The sequence below is a fragment of the Hyphomonas jannaschiana VP2 genome (assembly GCF_000685215.1).
Lineage (GTDB): Bacteria > Pseudomonadota > Alphaproteobacteria > Caulobacterales > Hyphomonadaceae > Hyphomonas > Hyphomonas jannaschiana.
On the sequence record NZ_ARYJ01000011.1, the window covers coordinates 62,527 to 77,027 of the forward strand.

The 14,501-nt window shown below is 60.3% G+C and carries 17 protein-coding genes and 2 tRNA genes; 11 read left to right on the forward strand and 8 right to left on the reverse strand.

What is annotated here, in order from left to right; genetic code table 11:
* Positions 1–84: 84 nt before the first annotated feature.
* The 3 genes from HJA_RS14575 (at position 85) to HJA_RS14585 (ending at position 1,925) form a co-directional block, all read left to right on the forward strand.
* The gene (locus tag HJA_RS14575) at positions 85–549 is read left to right on the forward strand and encodes a winged helix-turn-helix transcriptional regulator (protein WP_035583586.1); all 465 of its coding nucleotides are present in this window, start codon (positions 85–87) and stop codon (positions 547–549) included.
* 97 nt (positions 550–646) lie between these two features.
* Positions 647–721: transfer RNA gene (locus HJA_RS14580), tRNA-Gly, on the forward strand.
* Between the two features lie 190 nt (positions 722–911).
* On the forward strand, positions 912–1,925 hold the full coding sequence (locus tag HJA_RS14585; protein WP_162177077.1) for a sensor histidine kinase: 1,014 nt from the start codon (positions 912–914) through the stop codon (positions 1,923–1,925).
* On the opposite strand, the gene HJA_RS14590 is transcribed toward HJA_RS14585, so the two are convergent.
* Positions 1,919–2,677, reverse strand: coding sequence for a PhyR family response regulator anti-anti-sigma factor (locus HJA_RS14590; protein WP_035583591.1), 759 nt, complete (start codon positions 2,675–2,677; stop codon positions 1,919–1,921). The two genes, HJA_RS14585 and HJA_RS14590, sit on opposite strands and share 7 nt — an antisense overlap.
* A 196-nt stretch (positions 2,678–2,873) precedes the next feature.
* Between HJA_RS14590 and HJA_RS18890 the strand changes: the two genes are divergently transcribed.
* Positions 2,874–3,098 (forward strand): NepR family anti-sigma factor, encoded by a 225-nt coding sequence (locus HJA_RS18890; RefSeq protein ID WP_375210084.1) that lies wholly within the window; start codon positions 2,874–2,876, stop codon positions 3,096–3,098.
* Between the two features lies 1 nt (position 3,099).
* On the forward strand, positions 3,100–3,741 hold the full coding sequence (locus HJA_RS14600; protein ID WP_051597741.1) for a sigma-70 family RNA polymerase sigma factor: 642 nt from the start codon (positions 3,100–3,102) through the stop codon (positions 3,739–3,741).
* A gap of 6 nt (positions 3,742–3,747) precedes the next feature.
* Here the strand turns inward: HJA_RS14600 and HJA_RS14605 are convergent, their stop codons facing one another.
* Entirely contained in the window at positions 3,748–3,960 is a 213-nt protein-coding gene (locus tag HJA_RS14605) for a hypothetical protein (RefSeq protein ID WP_035583594.1), read from the reverse strand.
* A 224-nt stretch (positions 3,961–4,184) separates the two neighbouring features.
* On the reverse strand, positions 4,185–4,664 hold the full coding sequence (locus HJA_RS14610) for an outer membrane protein assembly factor BamE (protein ID WP_035583596.1): 480 nt from the start codon (positions 4,662–4,664) through the stop codon (positions 4,185–4,187).
* A gap of 84 nt (positions 4,665–4,748) precedes the next feature.
* Here HJA_RS14610 and HJA_RS18180 point away from each other — a divergent pair, with 84 nt between their 5' ends.
* From HJA_RS18180 to HJA_RS14640, 6 genes are all read left to right on the forward strand, one after another.
* Positions 4,749–5,321 (forward strand): ubiquinol-cytochrome C chaperone family protein, encoded by a 573-nt coding sequence (locus HJA_RS18180; RefSeq protein WP_051597742.1) that lies wholly within the window; start codon positions 4,749–4,751, stop codon positions 5,319–5,321.
* 56 nt (positions 5,322–5,377) lie between these two features.
* On the forward strand, positions 5,378–6,412 hold the full coding sequence (plsX, locus tag HJA_RS14620) for a phosphate acyltransferase PlsX (RefSeq protein ID WP_035583598.1): 1,035 nt from the start codon (positions 5,378–5,380) through the stop codon (positions 6,410–6,412).
* A 26-nt stretch (positions 6,413–6,438) separates the two neighbouring features.
* Entirely contained in the window at positions 6,439–7,410 is a 972-nt protein-coding gene (locus HJA_RS14625) for a beta-ketoacyl-ACP synthase III (RefSeq protein WP_035583600.1), read from the forward strand.
* A 103-nt stretch (positions 7,411–7,513) separates the two neighbouring features.
* A complete protein-coding gene (locus HJA_RS14630; protein ID WP_035583602.1) occupies positions 7,514–7,807 on the forward strand; it encodes an integration host factor subunit alpha in 294 nt (97 codons plus the stop codon).
* 20 nt (positions 7,808–7,827) lie between these two features.
* Complete coding sequence (locus tag HJA_RS14635) at positions 7,828–8,310, forward strand: MerR family transcriptional regulator (protein ID WP_051597743.1); 483 nt, start codon at positions 7,828–7,830, stop codon at positions 8,308–8,310.
* 53 nt (positions 8,311–8,363) lie between these two features.
* Positions 8,364–8,441 (forward strand) — tRNA-Pro (locus HJA_RS14640).
* 98 nt (positions 8,442–8,539) lie between these two features.
* On the opposite strand, the gene HJA_RS14645 is transcribed toward HJA_RS14640, so the two are convergent.
* From HJA_RS14645 to HJA_RS14665, 5 genes are all read right to left on the reverse strand, one after another.
* Positions 8,540–10,705 (reverse strand): S9 family peptidase, encoded by a 2,166-nt coding sequence (locus tag HJA_RS14645; RefSeq protein WP_051597744.1) that lies wholly within the window; start codon positions 10,703–10,705, stop codon positions 8,540–8,542.
* 130 nt (positions 10,706–10,835) lie between these two features.
* Positions 10,836–11,237 carry a peptide-methionine (R)-S-oxide reductase MsrB gene (gene msrB, locus HJA_RS14650; RefSeq protein WP_035583604.1) on the reverse strand — a complete coding sequence of 134 codons (402 nt, stop codon included), beginning with the start codon at positions 11,235–11,237 and terminating at the stop codon, positions 10,836–10,838.
* Positions 11,238–11,360: 123 nt separating this feature from the next.
* Positions 11,361–11,816 (reverse strand): MaoC family dehydratase, encoded by a 456-nt coding sequence (locus tag HJA_RS14655; RefSeq protein WP_034762806.1) that lies wholly within the window; start codon positions 11,814–11,816, stop codon positions 11,361–11,363.
* Between the two features lie 148 nt (positions 11,817–11,964).
* Positions 11,965–13,122, reverse strand: coding sequence for an aminotransferase class V-fold PLP-dependent enzyme (locus HJA_RS14660; protein ID WP_035583606.1), 1,158 nt, complete (start codon positions 13,120–13,122; stop codon positions 11,965–11,967).
* Positions 13,119–14,453, reverse strand: coding sequence for a GH1 family beta-glucosidase (locus HJA_RS14665; protein ID WP_035583608.1), 1,335 nt, complete (start codon positions 14,451–14,453; stop codon positions 13,119–13,121). Before HJA_RS14665 ends, HJA_RS14660 begins: the two co-directional genes overlap by 4 nt.
* Positions 14,454–14,501 lie beyond the last annotated feature (48 nt).

Below are 14,501 nucleotides of genomic sequence, written 5' to 3' on the forward strand. Positions count from 1 at the left end.
ATCTTCCGGTCCCATGCGGCAAAAACGTGAAGGCTTCGCGAACAAGTCTGGATTTCAAATGCGAACCCATTCAGGAGTCAGGGCATGACGCAGATTCCTCTCGCCCGCCGTTCGCCGGTCCAACCGGATGCCTGCAATCTTGCAAAAGCCATTGATGTGGTCGGGGACCGCTGGACGTTGCTCATCCTGCGGGCCGCGCTTTACGGTGTCCGTCGGTTTGACGATTTCCAGGCCGAGCTTGGTTGCCCCAGAACCGTGCTGTCGGGCCGGCTCAAAAAACTGGTTGATGACGGCCTGCTGTCCAAACGCTCTTACAAATCGCCCGGCAAGCGCGCCCGCCCGGAATATGTTCTCTCGCCGATGGGGCTGTCGCTGAGACCGATTCTGATCGGGCTTACACAATGGGGGGATGCCTGGCTGGGACAGGGGGAACCACCGCCCATCAGTTTCACCCGTGCTGGCTCCAAATCGGCCATCCGGGCGGCATTTGTCGATATTGAAGGACGGGAAGTCCGGCCGGATCAGATCCGTCCTGTGCTTCGCGGCTGATTTGTGCAGTGAGGCAGAAATTCGGCCTTGCAAAGCCGTTCGCTATGCGCTTAATCACGCCTCTCGGCAGCCCCGGTTGCCGGATACCCTATAGGACGCGGGCGTAGCTCAGGGGTAGAGCACAACCTTGCCAAGGTTGGGGTCGTGAGTTCGAATCTCATCGCCCGCTCCATTATATTTACAGAGAAATCTGGTCACGAGGGTGACTGCGACGCGCAGTCACTTCGGTGTGTGCCGGTTATGTAAACCGGAAATACAGACTCTGGCTTCAGGATGTGGCTAGAATAAAGGCTCTTGTATCGAATTACCCAGTGAGGCCTTCGGCGATGCCGGACATTCCACTTCCAAATCGGTCTGACGCGATGGCTGACGAACTCACGCAGGAAGACATTTCGGGCTTCGTCGATCAATCACCGGTCCCGACCATGGCGATCGACCGGGACCTCCGGTACATCTATGCCAATCAGGCTTACTGCCAGGCGATTGGTCGGCCGATTGATGAAGTGCTTGGGAAATATGTGTTCGATATTTATCAGGCACCGTCGGATCATGAGCTGTCCTTCAGGCGCAAATGCAGCTTGAGTTTCCAGGGAGAAGTGACGCGCTCGGAAGTCCAGACCAGCGTGTTCACGGACGATGAAGGGCGGTCCAGGACGGTTTATTGGCAAACGACTCAGGAGCCCTTTTTCGGGCGGGACGGACAGGTCCGGTGTGTTGTTCAGCGTGTGGAAGACGTGACCCACCTGGTGGAGCTCCAGAAAAGTCACGATGTGATTGTAACAGAGCTGGACCATCGGGTTAAGAATTTCGTGTCCGTAATCCTGGCAACTGCTAGGATTACAAGTCTGTCCGCTGATTCTGTTGAACAGTATACGGAAGACTTCTGCTCGCGTGTGGACTCAATGGCTCGTATTTACAGCCGCATGTCAGCAGACGGGCTAAAGGGGCTCTCGCTCCGCAGTGTGTTTGAAGATGAGTTGGCGCAGGTGGCTGCCAGGAAGAGTATTCAGTATAGTCTGAAGGGGGACGATGTTCAGTTGACTGTGAAGTCGTCCAAGGACGGCGGTATGGTTATCCACGAATTTGTGACGAATGCCGTCCGCCATGGGTGCTTTTCGCGTCCTGAAGGACGGCTTGATGTCGAATGGGCTGTCGTCGGCAATGAATTGCGGGTCCTGTGGGTGGAGTCAGGGCTGACCGGAATAAAGCCGCCCGACAAGAAGGGGTTCGGAACCCGTCTGACGGACATGTTACCGAATGCAAGAGTGACGCGAACCTATCATGATACGGGCCTTACCATTGAATATATTGTGCCGGTGGAGATCATCACTGATGACGGCGGTCAGGATGAGAACTGGCTGGCAGGCGATCAATAGGCCGATTGCGTCAACAAGGCCTGACTGATCACCGTTTTCACATGATCGGCCCGGAATGGCTTTGGAATGAGAAAAGCGGGTTCATTGGTCCGGCCAGCCAGCAGGCGTTCAGGATACGCCGTGATAACAATGCTGGGCACTTGATGGAACTTCATGATCTCATCCATGGCATCAAGGCCGGATGAGCCGTCTGCAAGCTGGATGTCGACCAGTAGCAATCCAGGTTTCTTCGTGCGCGCTTCTTTCACGGCTTCTTCACGGGTCTGAGCCCTTGCAACCAGCTCGTGTCCGAGGCTCTCGATGATTTCCTTCAGCTGGAATGCGATCATCGGCTCATCTTCAATAATCAGCACATCGGTCGCGAGCGAAGAGGCGAGATCCCGCTCGGCATTCTTCAGCGTGTCTTCCAGTTCCTCCAGCGCGATTCCCAAAATCTGAGCCGCAGCGTCTTTCTCGAATTGTTCGACAGCCGTCAGAAAGAGCGCTCGCCGCGATAGCGAGGAAAGGTTGCCAAGCGAGGGCAGGGGCGAGTCCAGCTCCGGGTGCCGCGCCGGATCAGCAATGATCGAGTCGAGGAGGCCGAATAGGGTTGTGCGGTCTGCCGGAAGCGGAGCGTCTGCAGGCTGAGGTTTGAGAACATGCTCCTGCAGCATGGTTTCAACGCAAAGATCGCCAGCCATCTGATCGCCTGTCATAGCGCGAGCATAGCGGCGCATGAACGGCAATTCCTTGGTTATCAATTCGTAGAGCACGCAGGCGTCCTTTGCCGGTAATTTATTTTATCTTAGATTCCATAAGATACCAAAACGAGAATGGAACCATTTTGTTCCGTTGCGGTGAATGAATCCTGGATTTTACGAACGTATTCTTAACCTCGAACCGTCAAGAATCAGGCAATTGATCGACCAACAGGTGCTCGGGTAGGCTCCCGGTCGATAGAGGCAAATTGTGGGGACAGTTGTTTTGGGGAAGTTGGCAAGGTCGCGGGAGGCGGCAGAGAGGTCGTTCATATGTACGACACCGGAAAAACTCTCACGAGGAGCGCTGGAAGGCGCGATAGGCGACGCTCTGCGCGAGAGCTTTGCGCCGGTTGTCGACGAGCCGATGCCAGAGAAGTTGCAGGACTTGCTGAGCCAGTTACGCGCTGCGGAACAACAGAGGAAGGGACGCTGATTTGACCAGAAAGAACCCGGTTCGTCAGGATGAACTACCGGATTCTGTGAATGAATGGTCGTTTGTTGATGAGCTTGAACGGCTGATTCCGGAGTTGCGAGCGTTCGCCCGCAGTTTGTGCCGCGAGCGGGAGCTTGCGGATGATCTTGTTCAGGACACCTGCCTGAAGGCTTGGCAGGCAGTTGATTCCTTTGATCCGACCGCCCCGATGCGGCCCTGGCTGTTCCGCATTTTGCGGAATGAATTCTATCAGTATTCCCGGCGTTCCTGGCGCTCTGCGCCGCTGGATCAGGAAGTCGCTGAAAATACGCTGGTTGCTCCGGCCAATCTTGATGCCAGGATCGACTTCCGGGTCCTTCAGGCGGCCATGACCGATCTGCCGGATGTGCAGCGTGAAGCGCTTATCCTGGTTGTCGCTGCCGGTTATACTTATGAGGAAGCGGGTGAAATCTGTAATTGTTCTGCAGGCACGATCAAAAGCCGTGTCAGCCGTGCGCGCGAAGCCGTCGTGTACAAGATGGAGCGAGCGGATGTTGGCCAGATTGGCGGCTCGACACGCGATGAGAGCCGCACAGAGAACGGTCATATCGACCTGATTGCTCAGATCGAGTCGATTGCGCGCGGACTGTTTAACGCAGCCTGACGGCACTCAGCCCACGTTCTCCGATCCTTCAAACTGATCAAAAGCCTGATCGGCGCGTGCCAGCCGCTCACGGGCGCGGTCGCGGATATGTTTGACCGCTTCCGTTGGCGGCAGCAGTCCGGCCTCCGCAGCAGCATCTTTCAGCGACGCATAGGCGCGGGACTTTCTGGAACTCGGCGCGCTGGTGCGCCGTCCGAACAGGGAGAACTTGATCGCCATAACCCAATCTCCTTGCATCCCGGCAAAACAGACCATTCGGCATGTCTCGCCTGGGTGAGCAGGCCGCTGTCTCGGGAATGCCCGGGGCTGTCGCGCCGCCCTGCCGCTCTTTTTGAGCTGGCAGCTTAACTTACCCCGAAGAGGCGAGTTTGACGAATTATATTTTGCTCAGATTCCCTGAGGAGGCGAGATCGAGGTTAAATGTTGCGCCGCACAAAGTGCGCTTAGCGCCGGCGTCCCGTGGGGTTATCCGGCGTGATCTCGTCGGAATTTGGCAGGCGCACATTGCCGACCGTGCCAAAGATCTGCTCCCAAAGACCGAGTTCGCGGCCACGGGTCGGCGTCTCGCGGGACGCGTAATTGATCACCTGGCCATCGTCGGCGGAATATTCCAGAATTTCTTCCACCTTGTCGTCCGTGCCGAAGCTGATGGCCGTGATTTTCCGTGTTTTCACTTTGGGGCGGTAGAAGGCAATCCGTTCCTGAAGCTCGGACATATAGATCCAGGTATTGTCGTCGAACAGGCTTTTGGTTGACGGCGATCCCAGCTGTGCCAGCACGGTGGACCGGGTGTCCTCTCCGGGCTGGATGTCTTCCGGCTGCGTTTCGTCCGCCACATAGCCGTGATAGTCGCGGCTGGGTGTCAGGCATGCGGTCAGCGGAAGGGCCATGAGGCCTGCGGCCAGAATTGCGCGTCGCGCCATCGGCAAACTCCTGATAGTGGTCCGCTTCAGACCTAGCGGTAGCGGGACGGTTTTGGCAAGCACGCGCGTGCAGGAGGACAAGTATTGGCAGGATTCTGGAACCTCTTTCGCGGCGGGGCTCAACAGAAGCAGCGGGCGGAATCGCTCTATCGTGGCCTTATGTCGGCAGCGCTGGCGCCTGAAGCCTATGCTGCGAGCGTCGTTGCCGATGATCTTGACCACCGCGTCCAGATGGTAAGCCTGCATGCGGCGGTTCTGGTCTGGCAACTGACGCGCCGTCCGGAAACCCAGCTGAAGCGCCTGCCTCAGCATATCCACACCCGCGTTTTCGACGGTTTCGATGCGTCCTTGCGGGAAACGGGTGTCGGCGATGCCTCGATCGCGCGGAAGGTTCGCAAGATGGGGGAGCATTATTACGGGCTCGGCACGGCCACGGCTGCTTGCTTGTCAGGACCGGAAAGCGAGCGGATCCCGGCCCTTTCGGACTTGCTGAAACGCAATGGCGTCGCGATTCCCGGGCGTGAAGCGGACCTTGCCGGCCATCTTGCTGCGCTGGCGGATGCCTTTGAGGCTGCGCCTTCTGATGCATTTCTTGACGGGCAGGCGCCCTGGGCTGCTTTCCCTGCGACAAACACACCCGGCGTTGCCAAGGTCTGAGGCGCGCCTTAAACAGCCCGGACGGCTCCAGGCAGAGCCCGAATCCGGAAGGCGCAATGACTCGCGGAACGATCCTGTCAGTTGATGCAATGGGAGGGGATCACGCACCGGGCGTGATCGTCGATGGCGTGGCCGTGTTCGTTCGCGAGCGTCCGGATACGCGCATCCTGCTGTTTGGCGACGAGGCGGCGCTGACACCATTGGTGGCGGCGCATACCGGCTTGTCCGACCGCTGTGAAATCATCCACTGTGATCACAAGATTACCAGCGACATGAAACCCAGCCAGGCGCTGCGCCGGGGCAAGGGGTCTTCCATGTGGAACGCTTTGGAGGCGGTGAAGGAAGGCCGGGCCAATGCGTCTGTGTCGGCGGGCAATACTGGCGCGCTGATGGCGATCTCCATGCTGGTACTCCGCAAAATGGATGGCGTTCACCGCCCTGCAATGACCGCGATGTGGCCGACCCTGGCAGGGCGATCGGTTGTCCTTGATGTCGGGGCGAACGTTGAGGCCGATGCTGCCCAGCTGGTGTCCTTCGCGATCATGGGTGAGGCCTATGCCCGCGCCACGCTCGGCAAGGAGCGGCCGACGATTGGCCTCCTGAACATCGGCTCGGAAGAAATGAAGGGGCATGACGAAGTGCGCGAAGCGCATGAAATCCTCCGCACGTCAGGGCTGGATCTCGACTATCGCGGCTTTGTGGAGGGCGATGACATCTCCATGGGCGCTGTCGATGTCGTTGTGACGGATGGCTTCACGGGCAATGTGGCTCTGAAAACAGGTGAGGGCGTGGCCCGCATGCTCGGGACCCGCGTGCGCGAGGCGTTGATGAAGAATCTGTCTACGAAGGCAGGCGCCGTTCTGGCCGCCTCAGGGCTTAAACAGCTCCGTGAGCAGATGAATCCGAGTAACGCCAATGGCGGGGTGCTGCTGGGCCTTGGTGGCGTCTCCGTAAAAAGCCATGGCGGAACCGACGCACAGGGGTTTGCAACTGCTTGCCGTCTGGCCGCTGACCTTGCCACGAGTCATTATCCGGAAGAAGTTGCTGCAAACCTCGCACGCATCCAGAAGAAAGGGGCGGCGGCAGGCTGACTTGGCCGCTCTGTAAGGGATTTAGCATGGCACGGCGTAGTTTCATCCGCGGGACAGGTGGTTATCTTCCCGAGAAAGTTCTGACCAATGATGACATTTCGGCAATGGTCGATACGTCGGATGAGTGGATTCAGGAACGGACCGGCATCAAGCGCCGGCATGTCGCCGCCGAAGGTGAGCTGACATCGGATATTGCGACCGCCGCAGCGCGGTCTGCGCTTGAGGCGGCCGGGATCCCTGTTTCCGAAGTCGACCTGATCGTGCTGGCGACAACCACCCCCGATCAGACCTTCCCGGCGACTGCGACCGCGGTTCAGGCCAAGCTCGGCATGACGGGCGGCGCCGCATTTGACGTGCAGGCTGTGTGTTCCGGTTTTCTCTTTGCCCTGGCGACAGCGGACTCGATGTTGCGGCAGGGCCTGTTCAACACTGCTCTGGTAATCGGTGCGGAAACGTTCACACGGATTCTCGACTGGTCGGACCGGGGGACGTGCGTCCTGTTCGGCGATGGCGGCGGGGCTGCCGTGCTTCAGGCTGAAGACTGGACAGGTGATGAGCTCGCCGGTGTCATCACGCACCACATCCGCACTGACGGCACCAAGTCAGACCTGCTCTATGTCGATGGCGGCGTCAGCTCCACGGGCACGATCGGACATGTGCGCATGGAAGGGAACCGCGTGTTCCGCCATGCCGTCACCAATATTTCTTCGGCCATTCAGGCGATTTATGACGAAACCGGCCTGACCGGTAACGACATTGACTGGTTCGTGCCGCACCAGGCCAATAAGCGCATTCTCGATGGCGTGGCGAAGAAGATGAACATCGCCGAGGAAAAGGTGATCGTCACGGTCCAGGAGCACGCCAACACGTCGGCGGCCTCCATCCCGCTTGCGCTGAACCATGCGGTTCGGTCTGGCCGGGCGAAACCGGGCGACCTGATCCTGTCAGAAGCGATGGGCGGCGGCTTTTCATGGGGCGCGAGCCTGTTCCGCCTTTAAAATCAGGCGACAAGCGCCATTATTTCACGGATATTGGCTGACGGATGCGCTAGTAATCCGTTAACAATCCTTGGCTACATCTTAACCAGATCGGGAGAATCCCATGTCCAACCAGACCATCACCCGCGCCGAAGTGACCGACAAGATCGTCAGCGAAGTCGGTCTGACGCGGCAGGAATCGTCGGACTTGCTCGACCGGACGCTCGATATGATCGGTGCGGCTCTGGAGCATGAAGATGAGGTGAAACTCTCCCGGTTTGGCAATTTCGTGGTGCGGTCCAAAGCTGCGCGCGAGGGCCGTAATCCGAAAACCGGGGAGGAGGCCACGATCGCAGCACGGCGCGTTGTCACCTTCCGCCCTTCGCCGATGCTGAAGGCACAGGTCGACAACAAATAACGATCCAGGAAGGAAATGACATGAGCGCCAGCCGGGCCCGAATCGAAAAATCCGCAACCGCATTCCGGTCTATCGGGGAAGCCGCTTCGGAACTCGGCATCGAGACGCATGTCATCCGCTACTGGGAAAGCAAGTTTCCGCGGGAAGTCCGTCCGGTAAAACGCCCGGATGGCCGCCGCATGTTCCGTCCGCAGGACGTGGATGCACTGCGGGCTATCCAGATCCTGGTGCATGAGCGCGGCATGACGCTGAAGGGCGCGAAGGCGCTGATCGCGGAGCAGGGCATGGCCGCTGTGCTCTCTGGCGAGGCAACGCTCGGCGCCGGTGCCCCCGCCGGCAGCAGCCCGGCGCGTGACCTTCAGGAGACCGTGGCGAAGGCCTTCACCGAAGCGACGCCGGAAGGCCTCACAGATGCGCGCCGCGCCCGTCTGGAAGGCGCACTGTCGGAACTTACGGACATCAAATCCCGTATCGATACTGCCCTTGGGCGGCGCGCAGCCTGAACCCACATAATTCATTGCACACATGGGGCGGCTTGGTTACAAGCCGCTCTCGTCGGAGCGTGGCGCAGTCCGGTTAGCGCACTAGTCTGGGGGACTAGGGGTCGTGGGTTCGAATCCCGCCGCTCCGACCATTTCATTCCGGTCCGGCTTTGCCGGACTTTTTTGATCCAGGGGATCAAAAGGAGGAATGAAATGCCCGAAGCGCAAGCGAGGGCGTGACTCTTCCCGATCAGTCTTTCGACAAATCCACATCTTCCACCTGGCCAACAGCGGCGAGGGCGAAGGCGTATTCCGTGGCAACTTCCTTCAGGCCTTCAAAACGGCCGGAGGCGCCGCCATGGCCGGCTTCCATATTGATCTTGAGGAAATAGGGGCCGCCTTCCGGCGCCTCGTGGCGCAGCTTCGCGGCCCATTTGCTCGGTTCCCAATAGGTCACGCGCGGGTCTGACAGGCCGCCGGTGATGAACATGGCCGGGTAGGCCTGGTTCGTGACATTGTCATAGGGGCTGTAAGCGGCGATCCGGTCGTAATCTTCAGCGCTGATGAGCGGGTTGCCCCATTCGGGCCATTCCGGCGGCGTCAGCGGCAGGCTCTCGTCCGACATGGTGTTGATCACATCCACGAAGGGGACCGCCGCAATGATGCCGGCGAACAGATCCGGATCCATGTTCGCGACAGCGCCCATCAAGAGCCCCCCCGCGGAGCCGCCCATGGCGACCACCTTGTCCGGTGCGGCATAGCCCTTGTCGACGAGATAGTGCCCGGCAGCCACGAAGTCCTTGAAGGTGTTTTCCTTCTTCTCGAGCTTGCCATCGAGATACCACTGGTAGCCCTTCGCCATGCTGCCGCGCGGATGCACGATGGCATAGACGAAGCCGCGATCGACGAGGCTCAGGCGGCTGGTGCGGAAGTCTGCCGGGATGGTGATACCGTAGGAACCATAGCCATAGAGCAGCATCGGGGCTGTCCCGTCGATCGGCGTGTCCTTGCGGTGCAGCAGGGTGACTGGCACCTCCACACCGTCCCAGCTGGGCGCCATGACCCGTTCGGCGACATAGTCGTCCGGGTTGTGGCCAGAGGGCACTTCACGCGTCTTGCGCAGGATGCGCTCATGCGTGTTTAGGTCATAGTCGTAGACCTGATCAGGTGTTGTGGGCGAGGCATAGTCGAAGCGCAGCATCGGCACGTCGTAATCGTAGCCGGAATCGAGGCCCAGATCGTAGGCGGCTTCGTCGAAGCTGATCTCGTGCTCGGCGCCATCGGCGCGGGCGCGCACCACAATGCGAGGCAGGCCATTCTCGCGTTCCATGCGGGAAAGGTAGTCTTTCTGCGCCTGCAGCCCGAGGATCAGCGTGCCGGGGCGGTGGGCAATGACCTCTTCCCACTCATCCCGCGATGTCGCCTCGAAGGGCGCGCGCATGACCTTGAAGTCAACTGCGCCACCGGAATTTGTCGTGATGTAGAACTGGCCGTCCCAGACAACGACCGAATACTCTATGCCGTCTTCGCGCGGGGCAATCGTATGCAGCGTCGGGGCGTGTTCGCGCGAATCAAACCAGTGCCACTCGGATGTTGTGTGGTTCGAGGAGGTCACGAAGATCTTCTCGCGATTAGCGGATTTGGAGACGCCGACAAAGAAGCCGGGGTCCTTCTCCTCATAGATCAGTTTATCTTCCCCGGTTTCCAGATCGCGTTCGTAGACGGCATCCGGCCGGGCGTTTTCGTCCCGGTGGACCCAGAAAATGGACTTGCCGTCTTCGCTCCACTCAAACGAGCCATAGCTGTCGGAGATCGGCGCACCGGCAGGCTCGCCCGTTTCGATATTGGTGATGGTGACCGTATAGAATTCGCTGCCCTGCGTATCGAGGGCATAGGCGATGACGGCATGATCCGGTGAGGTATCAATGCTGCCGAAGGCGAAATAGTCGGTGCCTTCCGCCATCTTGTCGCCGTCGAGCAGAATGGTTTCCTTGGCATCCGGCGAGAAGGCATCGGTCGCGTTCCGGCGGGCGACGATCGGATATTCGCCACCCTCGCGGTATCGGGAATAGTAGGCGAACGGGCCGTCGATCTCGGGAACGGTAGAGTCATCTTCCTTGATCCGGCCCTTCATCTCCTGGAACAGCGCCTCGCGCAGTTCCGTCGTCGGCACCTCGAGATTGGCTTTGGTGTAGGCGTTTTCGGCCTCGAGGTATTCTCGGATGTCGGCGCGCAGGACGGACGGGTCTCGCATTACCTCCTGCCAGCCATCGTCCTTCATCCAGTGATAGGGATCGACCCGTGTGCGTCCGACCTGTGTAATCTCGAAATCGACGCGCTTGGCCACCGGCGTATCGGAAGCTGTTTCGGGGGCCTGCGCGGCCGGGGCAGAGGCCAGGTCAGTTTTCTCGGTCATTGTACATCCTGAGAGAATGGCTGCTGCGGCGGCGCCCGCAAGCAGGAGTGAATTTCGCATGTTTGGCTCCGGTCCAGGGTAATCCTACCTCAGTCGGGAATGGACCAGCGGGAGAGGGGCCTGTCCAGACCTATTCGGCGGGTCGGAAGTCCAGAACGATGCCATTGATGCACCAGCGCTCGCCAGTCGGCGGCGGGCCATCCTTGAAGACGTGTCCCATATGAAGCCCGCAGGTGGCGCAGTGGCATTCGGTGCGCGGGATAATCATCTTGAAGTCGGTCTTGGTGGCTACGGCGCCGGGGGTAATCGGCTGCCAGTAGCTCGGCCAGCCGGTGCCGGAGTCGAACTTGTGTTCCGAAGACCAGAGCGGGGTATCGCAGCCCTTGCAGTGATAGGTGCCGGCCCGCTTTTCGTCATTGTAGTTGCCGGGCGTGAAGGCGCGTTCGGTGCCTTCTTTGACGCCGACACGGTATTCCTCTTCGGTCAGCAGTTCCCGCCACTCGCGGTCCGAACGGTCGATGCGCTGGGTCATGTTGGGTCTCCTTGGCCGGTCAGGAAAATATAGGCGTGGCAGCGGCGTTTTTCACCAGTGCCAGAAGCAGAACGGCCGCCCCGAACACCGGAGCGGCCGAAAAAACGTCACGTCTTCAGTGTCTTACGCGTAGAGGACCGTGATGGACTCTGCGACGAGGGCCGGGCGCTCCTGGCCTTCGATCTCGACTGTGGCCTCCATTTTCATCTGCTTGCCGCCAGCCTTCGGCTCAACCGACAGGCATTTCTGGCGCAGGCGAACCTTGGAGCCGACCGGCACCATGTTCGTGAAGCGGACCTTGTCGGAGCCGTAATTGATGCCGCGGGTCGTGCCGGTCACGCGCATGACTTCGGCGCCCAGCATCGGCAGCAGGGACAGGGTGAGGAAGCCGTGGGCGATCGGGCCGCCCATGGCCTTGGTGGCTTTCTCGACGTCGACGTGGATCCACTGATGGTCGCCGGTTGCGTCGGCGAACAGGTTGACGCGGTCCTGGTCGATCAGGTGCCAGTCGGAGACGCCGACCTCCTGACCTGCAATGGATTCAAGGTCATCGAAGGCGACGACGCGTGGGTTAGCCATGGAGTCCTCCTTAAAAAGTGCTGGCTTGTTTTGGCGCGTCGGCGACGGCGGGGCAAGCCTGACGGTAGGGTAATTGCGGCCGCGAGCCCGGCGATTACGCCATGACTATACCGGACCAGGCCGGACTATGCCGGATCAGGCCATGACGTCAGCCTGCCAGATGATGACCAAGTCTTGCGATAAAATGCTCCACATCGCCGTCGCTGGTGAAGAGGTGCTGGGTGATGCGCAGACGGTCACCCCGGCGCGAGACGAAGATGCCGTCTTCCTTCAGCCGGGCGGTCAGGTCGGCCGGAACACTGTCCGGCAGGCGCGGGCAGAGATAGTGCGCGCCGCGCTCGGCAGCGGGCGGGCATTCGAGCCCGATCCCGGCGAGCTGTTCGGCCAGTGCCGCGTTCCGCGCGCCGAGCGTTTCCTGGATGTTGCCGACACCCCAGTCGAGGATCGTCCGGATTGCCGACTCGAAGGCGGGCAGGAGCGCAAAGTTCGACCGCTCGCCCATGTCGAAGCGCTGGGCGCCGGGGCCGTAATTGTCGGTATAGTCGATCAGGCGCGCAAAATTCGTCGAGCCTTCCCGCGTGATCCAGTTCTGCTCCAGCGGCGTGCCGTTCCGGTGCTGCGGGGCGACATAGAGGAAGCCGGTGGCGTAGGGGGCGAGCAGCCATTTGTAGGCGGCGACCGCCACGAAGTCCGGCTGCACGTCCTTCACGTCGAAGGCCAGCGCGCCGCAGCTCTGTGTCAGGTCCAGCACCAGCGCGGCGCCAACTTCGCGGCACCGCTTGCCGATGGCGGCGAGGTCCAGGATCGCCCCGTCCGTCCAGCGGACATTGGCACAGGCAACGAGACCCGTCTGCGGCCCGATGGCGCCAAGCAGGGCATCCGACAGGGTTTCGTTTCCGTGGGCGCCGCCGGACACGCCCACAGTGCGGATCGTGGCGCCGGTTTCCTTCGCCAGCTGGCGCCAGGTGTAGACGTTGGAGGGGAACTGATCCTCCAGCAGCAGGATTTCCTGATCCTTGGACAGGGGCAGGTTCCGCGCTGCTGTGGCAAGCGAATAGCTGACGGAAGGCGAAAAGGCGATGCCGTCTGTATCGGAGCCGATCAGGTCTGCCAGCAACGGGCGCAGGCGCTCGGTGTCTGCGAAGAACTCCGTATCCGGAATTGTCCAGGGGTGCAGCTTTCGCGCGAGGCCTTTCTGGCCTGCCTCAACGGAGGCTTTCGTCATCGGCCCCATCGTGGCGGTGTTGAAATAGGCGACACCCTCAGGGATGTCGAACAGGTGGCGCTGGTTCGGAATCTGGGTCATGCATCAGGGCTAGCGCGGGCGAGCGCTGCAAGGAAGTGGTAAGATGCCTTCGGCGTGCGTACCTGCGTTGCATAATCGACATGGACGATGCCAAAGCGTGGACCATAGCCCATCGCCCACTCGAAATTGTCGAGCATCGACCAGACGAGATAGCCCCTTATGTCGGCGCCTTCGGCCCGTGCTTCGAGAAGGGCGCCAAGATAACGGTCGAGGTAGGAAATCCGGGCGTCGTCCTTCACTTGGCCCTGGTTGTCCGGTTCGACATCATCAGCCATGCCGTTTTCGGTGACATAGACCGGAACGCTGTAGCGTTTCGAAGTCTCAACCAGAATGTCCCGGAATGCATCCGGCGCCACATGCCAGCCCATGAGGGTTTTCTCTGCGCCTTCTGGCGGGTCCATGGAGCGGAAACCGAACGCGTTTGCACGGGCGGCGGCGTAGTGAGGCGAATAGTGGTTGAGCCCCAGCCAGTCGAGCGGCTCATAGATGGCCGCTTCGTCATCCGGTCGTATCCGGTCGCCCATCCATTCGCGCGTTAGCGGATCGTATTTGCCGAGGAATACGGGATCGGCCGTTGCCCGGTTCATCACGGCGTCCATCCTCGCGGCAGCTTCTCTGTCCTGGTCATTGTCAGAGGCCGGCCGCACGGGTTGCAGGTTCGGAACGGATCCGATCTGAGCGCCGCCGGGTAGCTGGTCGCGCAGGCGCCGTACGGCGGCGCCATGGGACAGGTTCACATGATGGACCGCATCCAGCCAGCGGTCCCGGTCCCTGATGCCCGGCGCATGCACACCGGCGCCATAGCCCAGCATGGTGAACATGTTCGGCTCATTGAAAGTGGCCCAATGCGTGACCCGGTCGCCCAGCCTGTCTGCGAGCAGGCCGGCATAGTCTGCGAATAACGGCACAATTTCCCGGCTGGTCCAGCCAAGCCCGTTTTCGTGGAGGGCGAGCGGAAGGTCCCAGTGATAGAGACAAAGCCAGGGAGCGATGTTGTTGGCCAGCAATTCGTCGACCAGCCGGTCGTAGAAGTCGAGCCCCGCCGCGTTCACCGCGCCGTGCCCTTCAGGCATGATGCGGCTCCATGAAACGGAAAAGCGATAGGCGGTAAAGCCCGCCTGCCGCATCAGGGCGACGTCTTCCTTGTACCGATGGTAATGGTCGCACGCGACATCTCCGGTCGCCCCGCCAATGACTTTTCCAGGCGTATGACTGAAGGCGTCCCAGATGCTTGGTGCGCGGCCGTCTTCATCATGTGCGCCTTCAATCTGGTAGGATGCGGTGGACGCGCCCCACACAAAGTCTTCCGGAAAATCGGAACGTGTGACCATGGCTTTCTCCCCTGAGTTTGCGCCTCTTGGCGTCTCTCAGGGGATGTT

Bases quoted from the DNA above. Each gene is read 5' to 3' on its own strand.
- HJA_RS14665 (WP_035583608.1), bottom strand. From the start codon at position 14,453: ATGGTCACACGTTCCGATTTTCCGGAAGACTTTGTGTGGGGCGCGTCC.
- plsX (WP_035583598.1), top strand. From the start codon at position 5,378: ATGACTCGCGGAACGATCCTGTCAGTTGATGCAATGGGAGGGGATCAC.
- HJA_RS14605 (WP_035583594.1), bottom strand. From the start codon at position 3,960: ATGGCGATCAAGTTCTCCCTGTTCGGACGGCGCACCAGCGCGCCGAGT.
- HJA_RS14660 (WP_035583606.1), bottom strand. From the start codon at position 13,122: ATGACCCAGATTCCGAACCAGCGCCACCTGTTCGACATCCCTGAGGGT.
- HJA_RS14625 (WP_035583600.1), top strand. From the start codon at position 6,439: ATGGCACGGCGTAGTTTCATCCGCGGGACAGGTGGTTATCTTCCCGAG.
- HJA_RS14655 (WP_034762806.1), bottom strand. From the start codon at position 11,816: ATGGCTAACCCACGCGTCGTCGCCTTCGATGACCTTGAATCCATTGCA.
- HJA_RS14585 (WP_162177077.1), top strand. From the start codon at position 912: ATGGCTGACGAACTCACGCAGGAAGACATTTCGGGCTTCGTCGATCAA.
- HJA_RS14610 (WP_035583596.1), bottom strand. From the start codon at position 4,664: ATGGCGCGACGCGCAATTCTGGCCGCAGGCCTCATGGCCCTTCCGCTG.
- msrB (WP_035583604.1), bottom strand. From the start codon at position 11,237: ATGACCCAGCGCATCGACCGTTCGGACCGCGAGTGGCGGGAACTGCTG.
- HJA_RS14635 (WP_051597743.1), top strand. From the start codon at position 7,828: ATGAGCGCCAGCCGGGCCCGAATCGAAAAATCCGCAACCGCATTCCGG.
- HJA_RS14645 (WP_051597744.1), bottom strand. From the start codon at position 10,705: ATGACCGAGAAAACTGACCTGGCCTCTGCCCCGGCCGCGCAGGCCCCC.
- HJA_RS14630 (WP_035583602.1), top strand. From the start codon at position 7,514: ATGTCCAACCAGACCATCACCCGCGCCGAAGTGACCGACAAGATCGTC.
- HJA_RS14575 (WP_035583586.1), top strand. From the start codon at position 85: ATGACGCAGATTCCTCTCGCCCGCCGTTCGCCGGTCCAACCGGATGCC.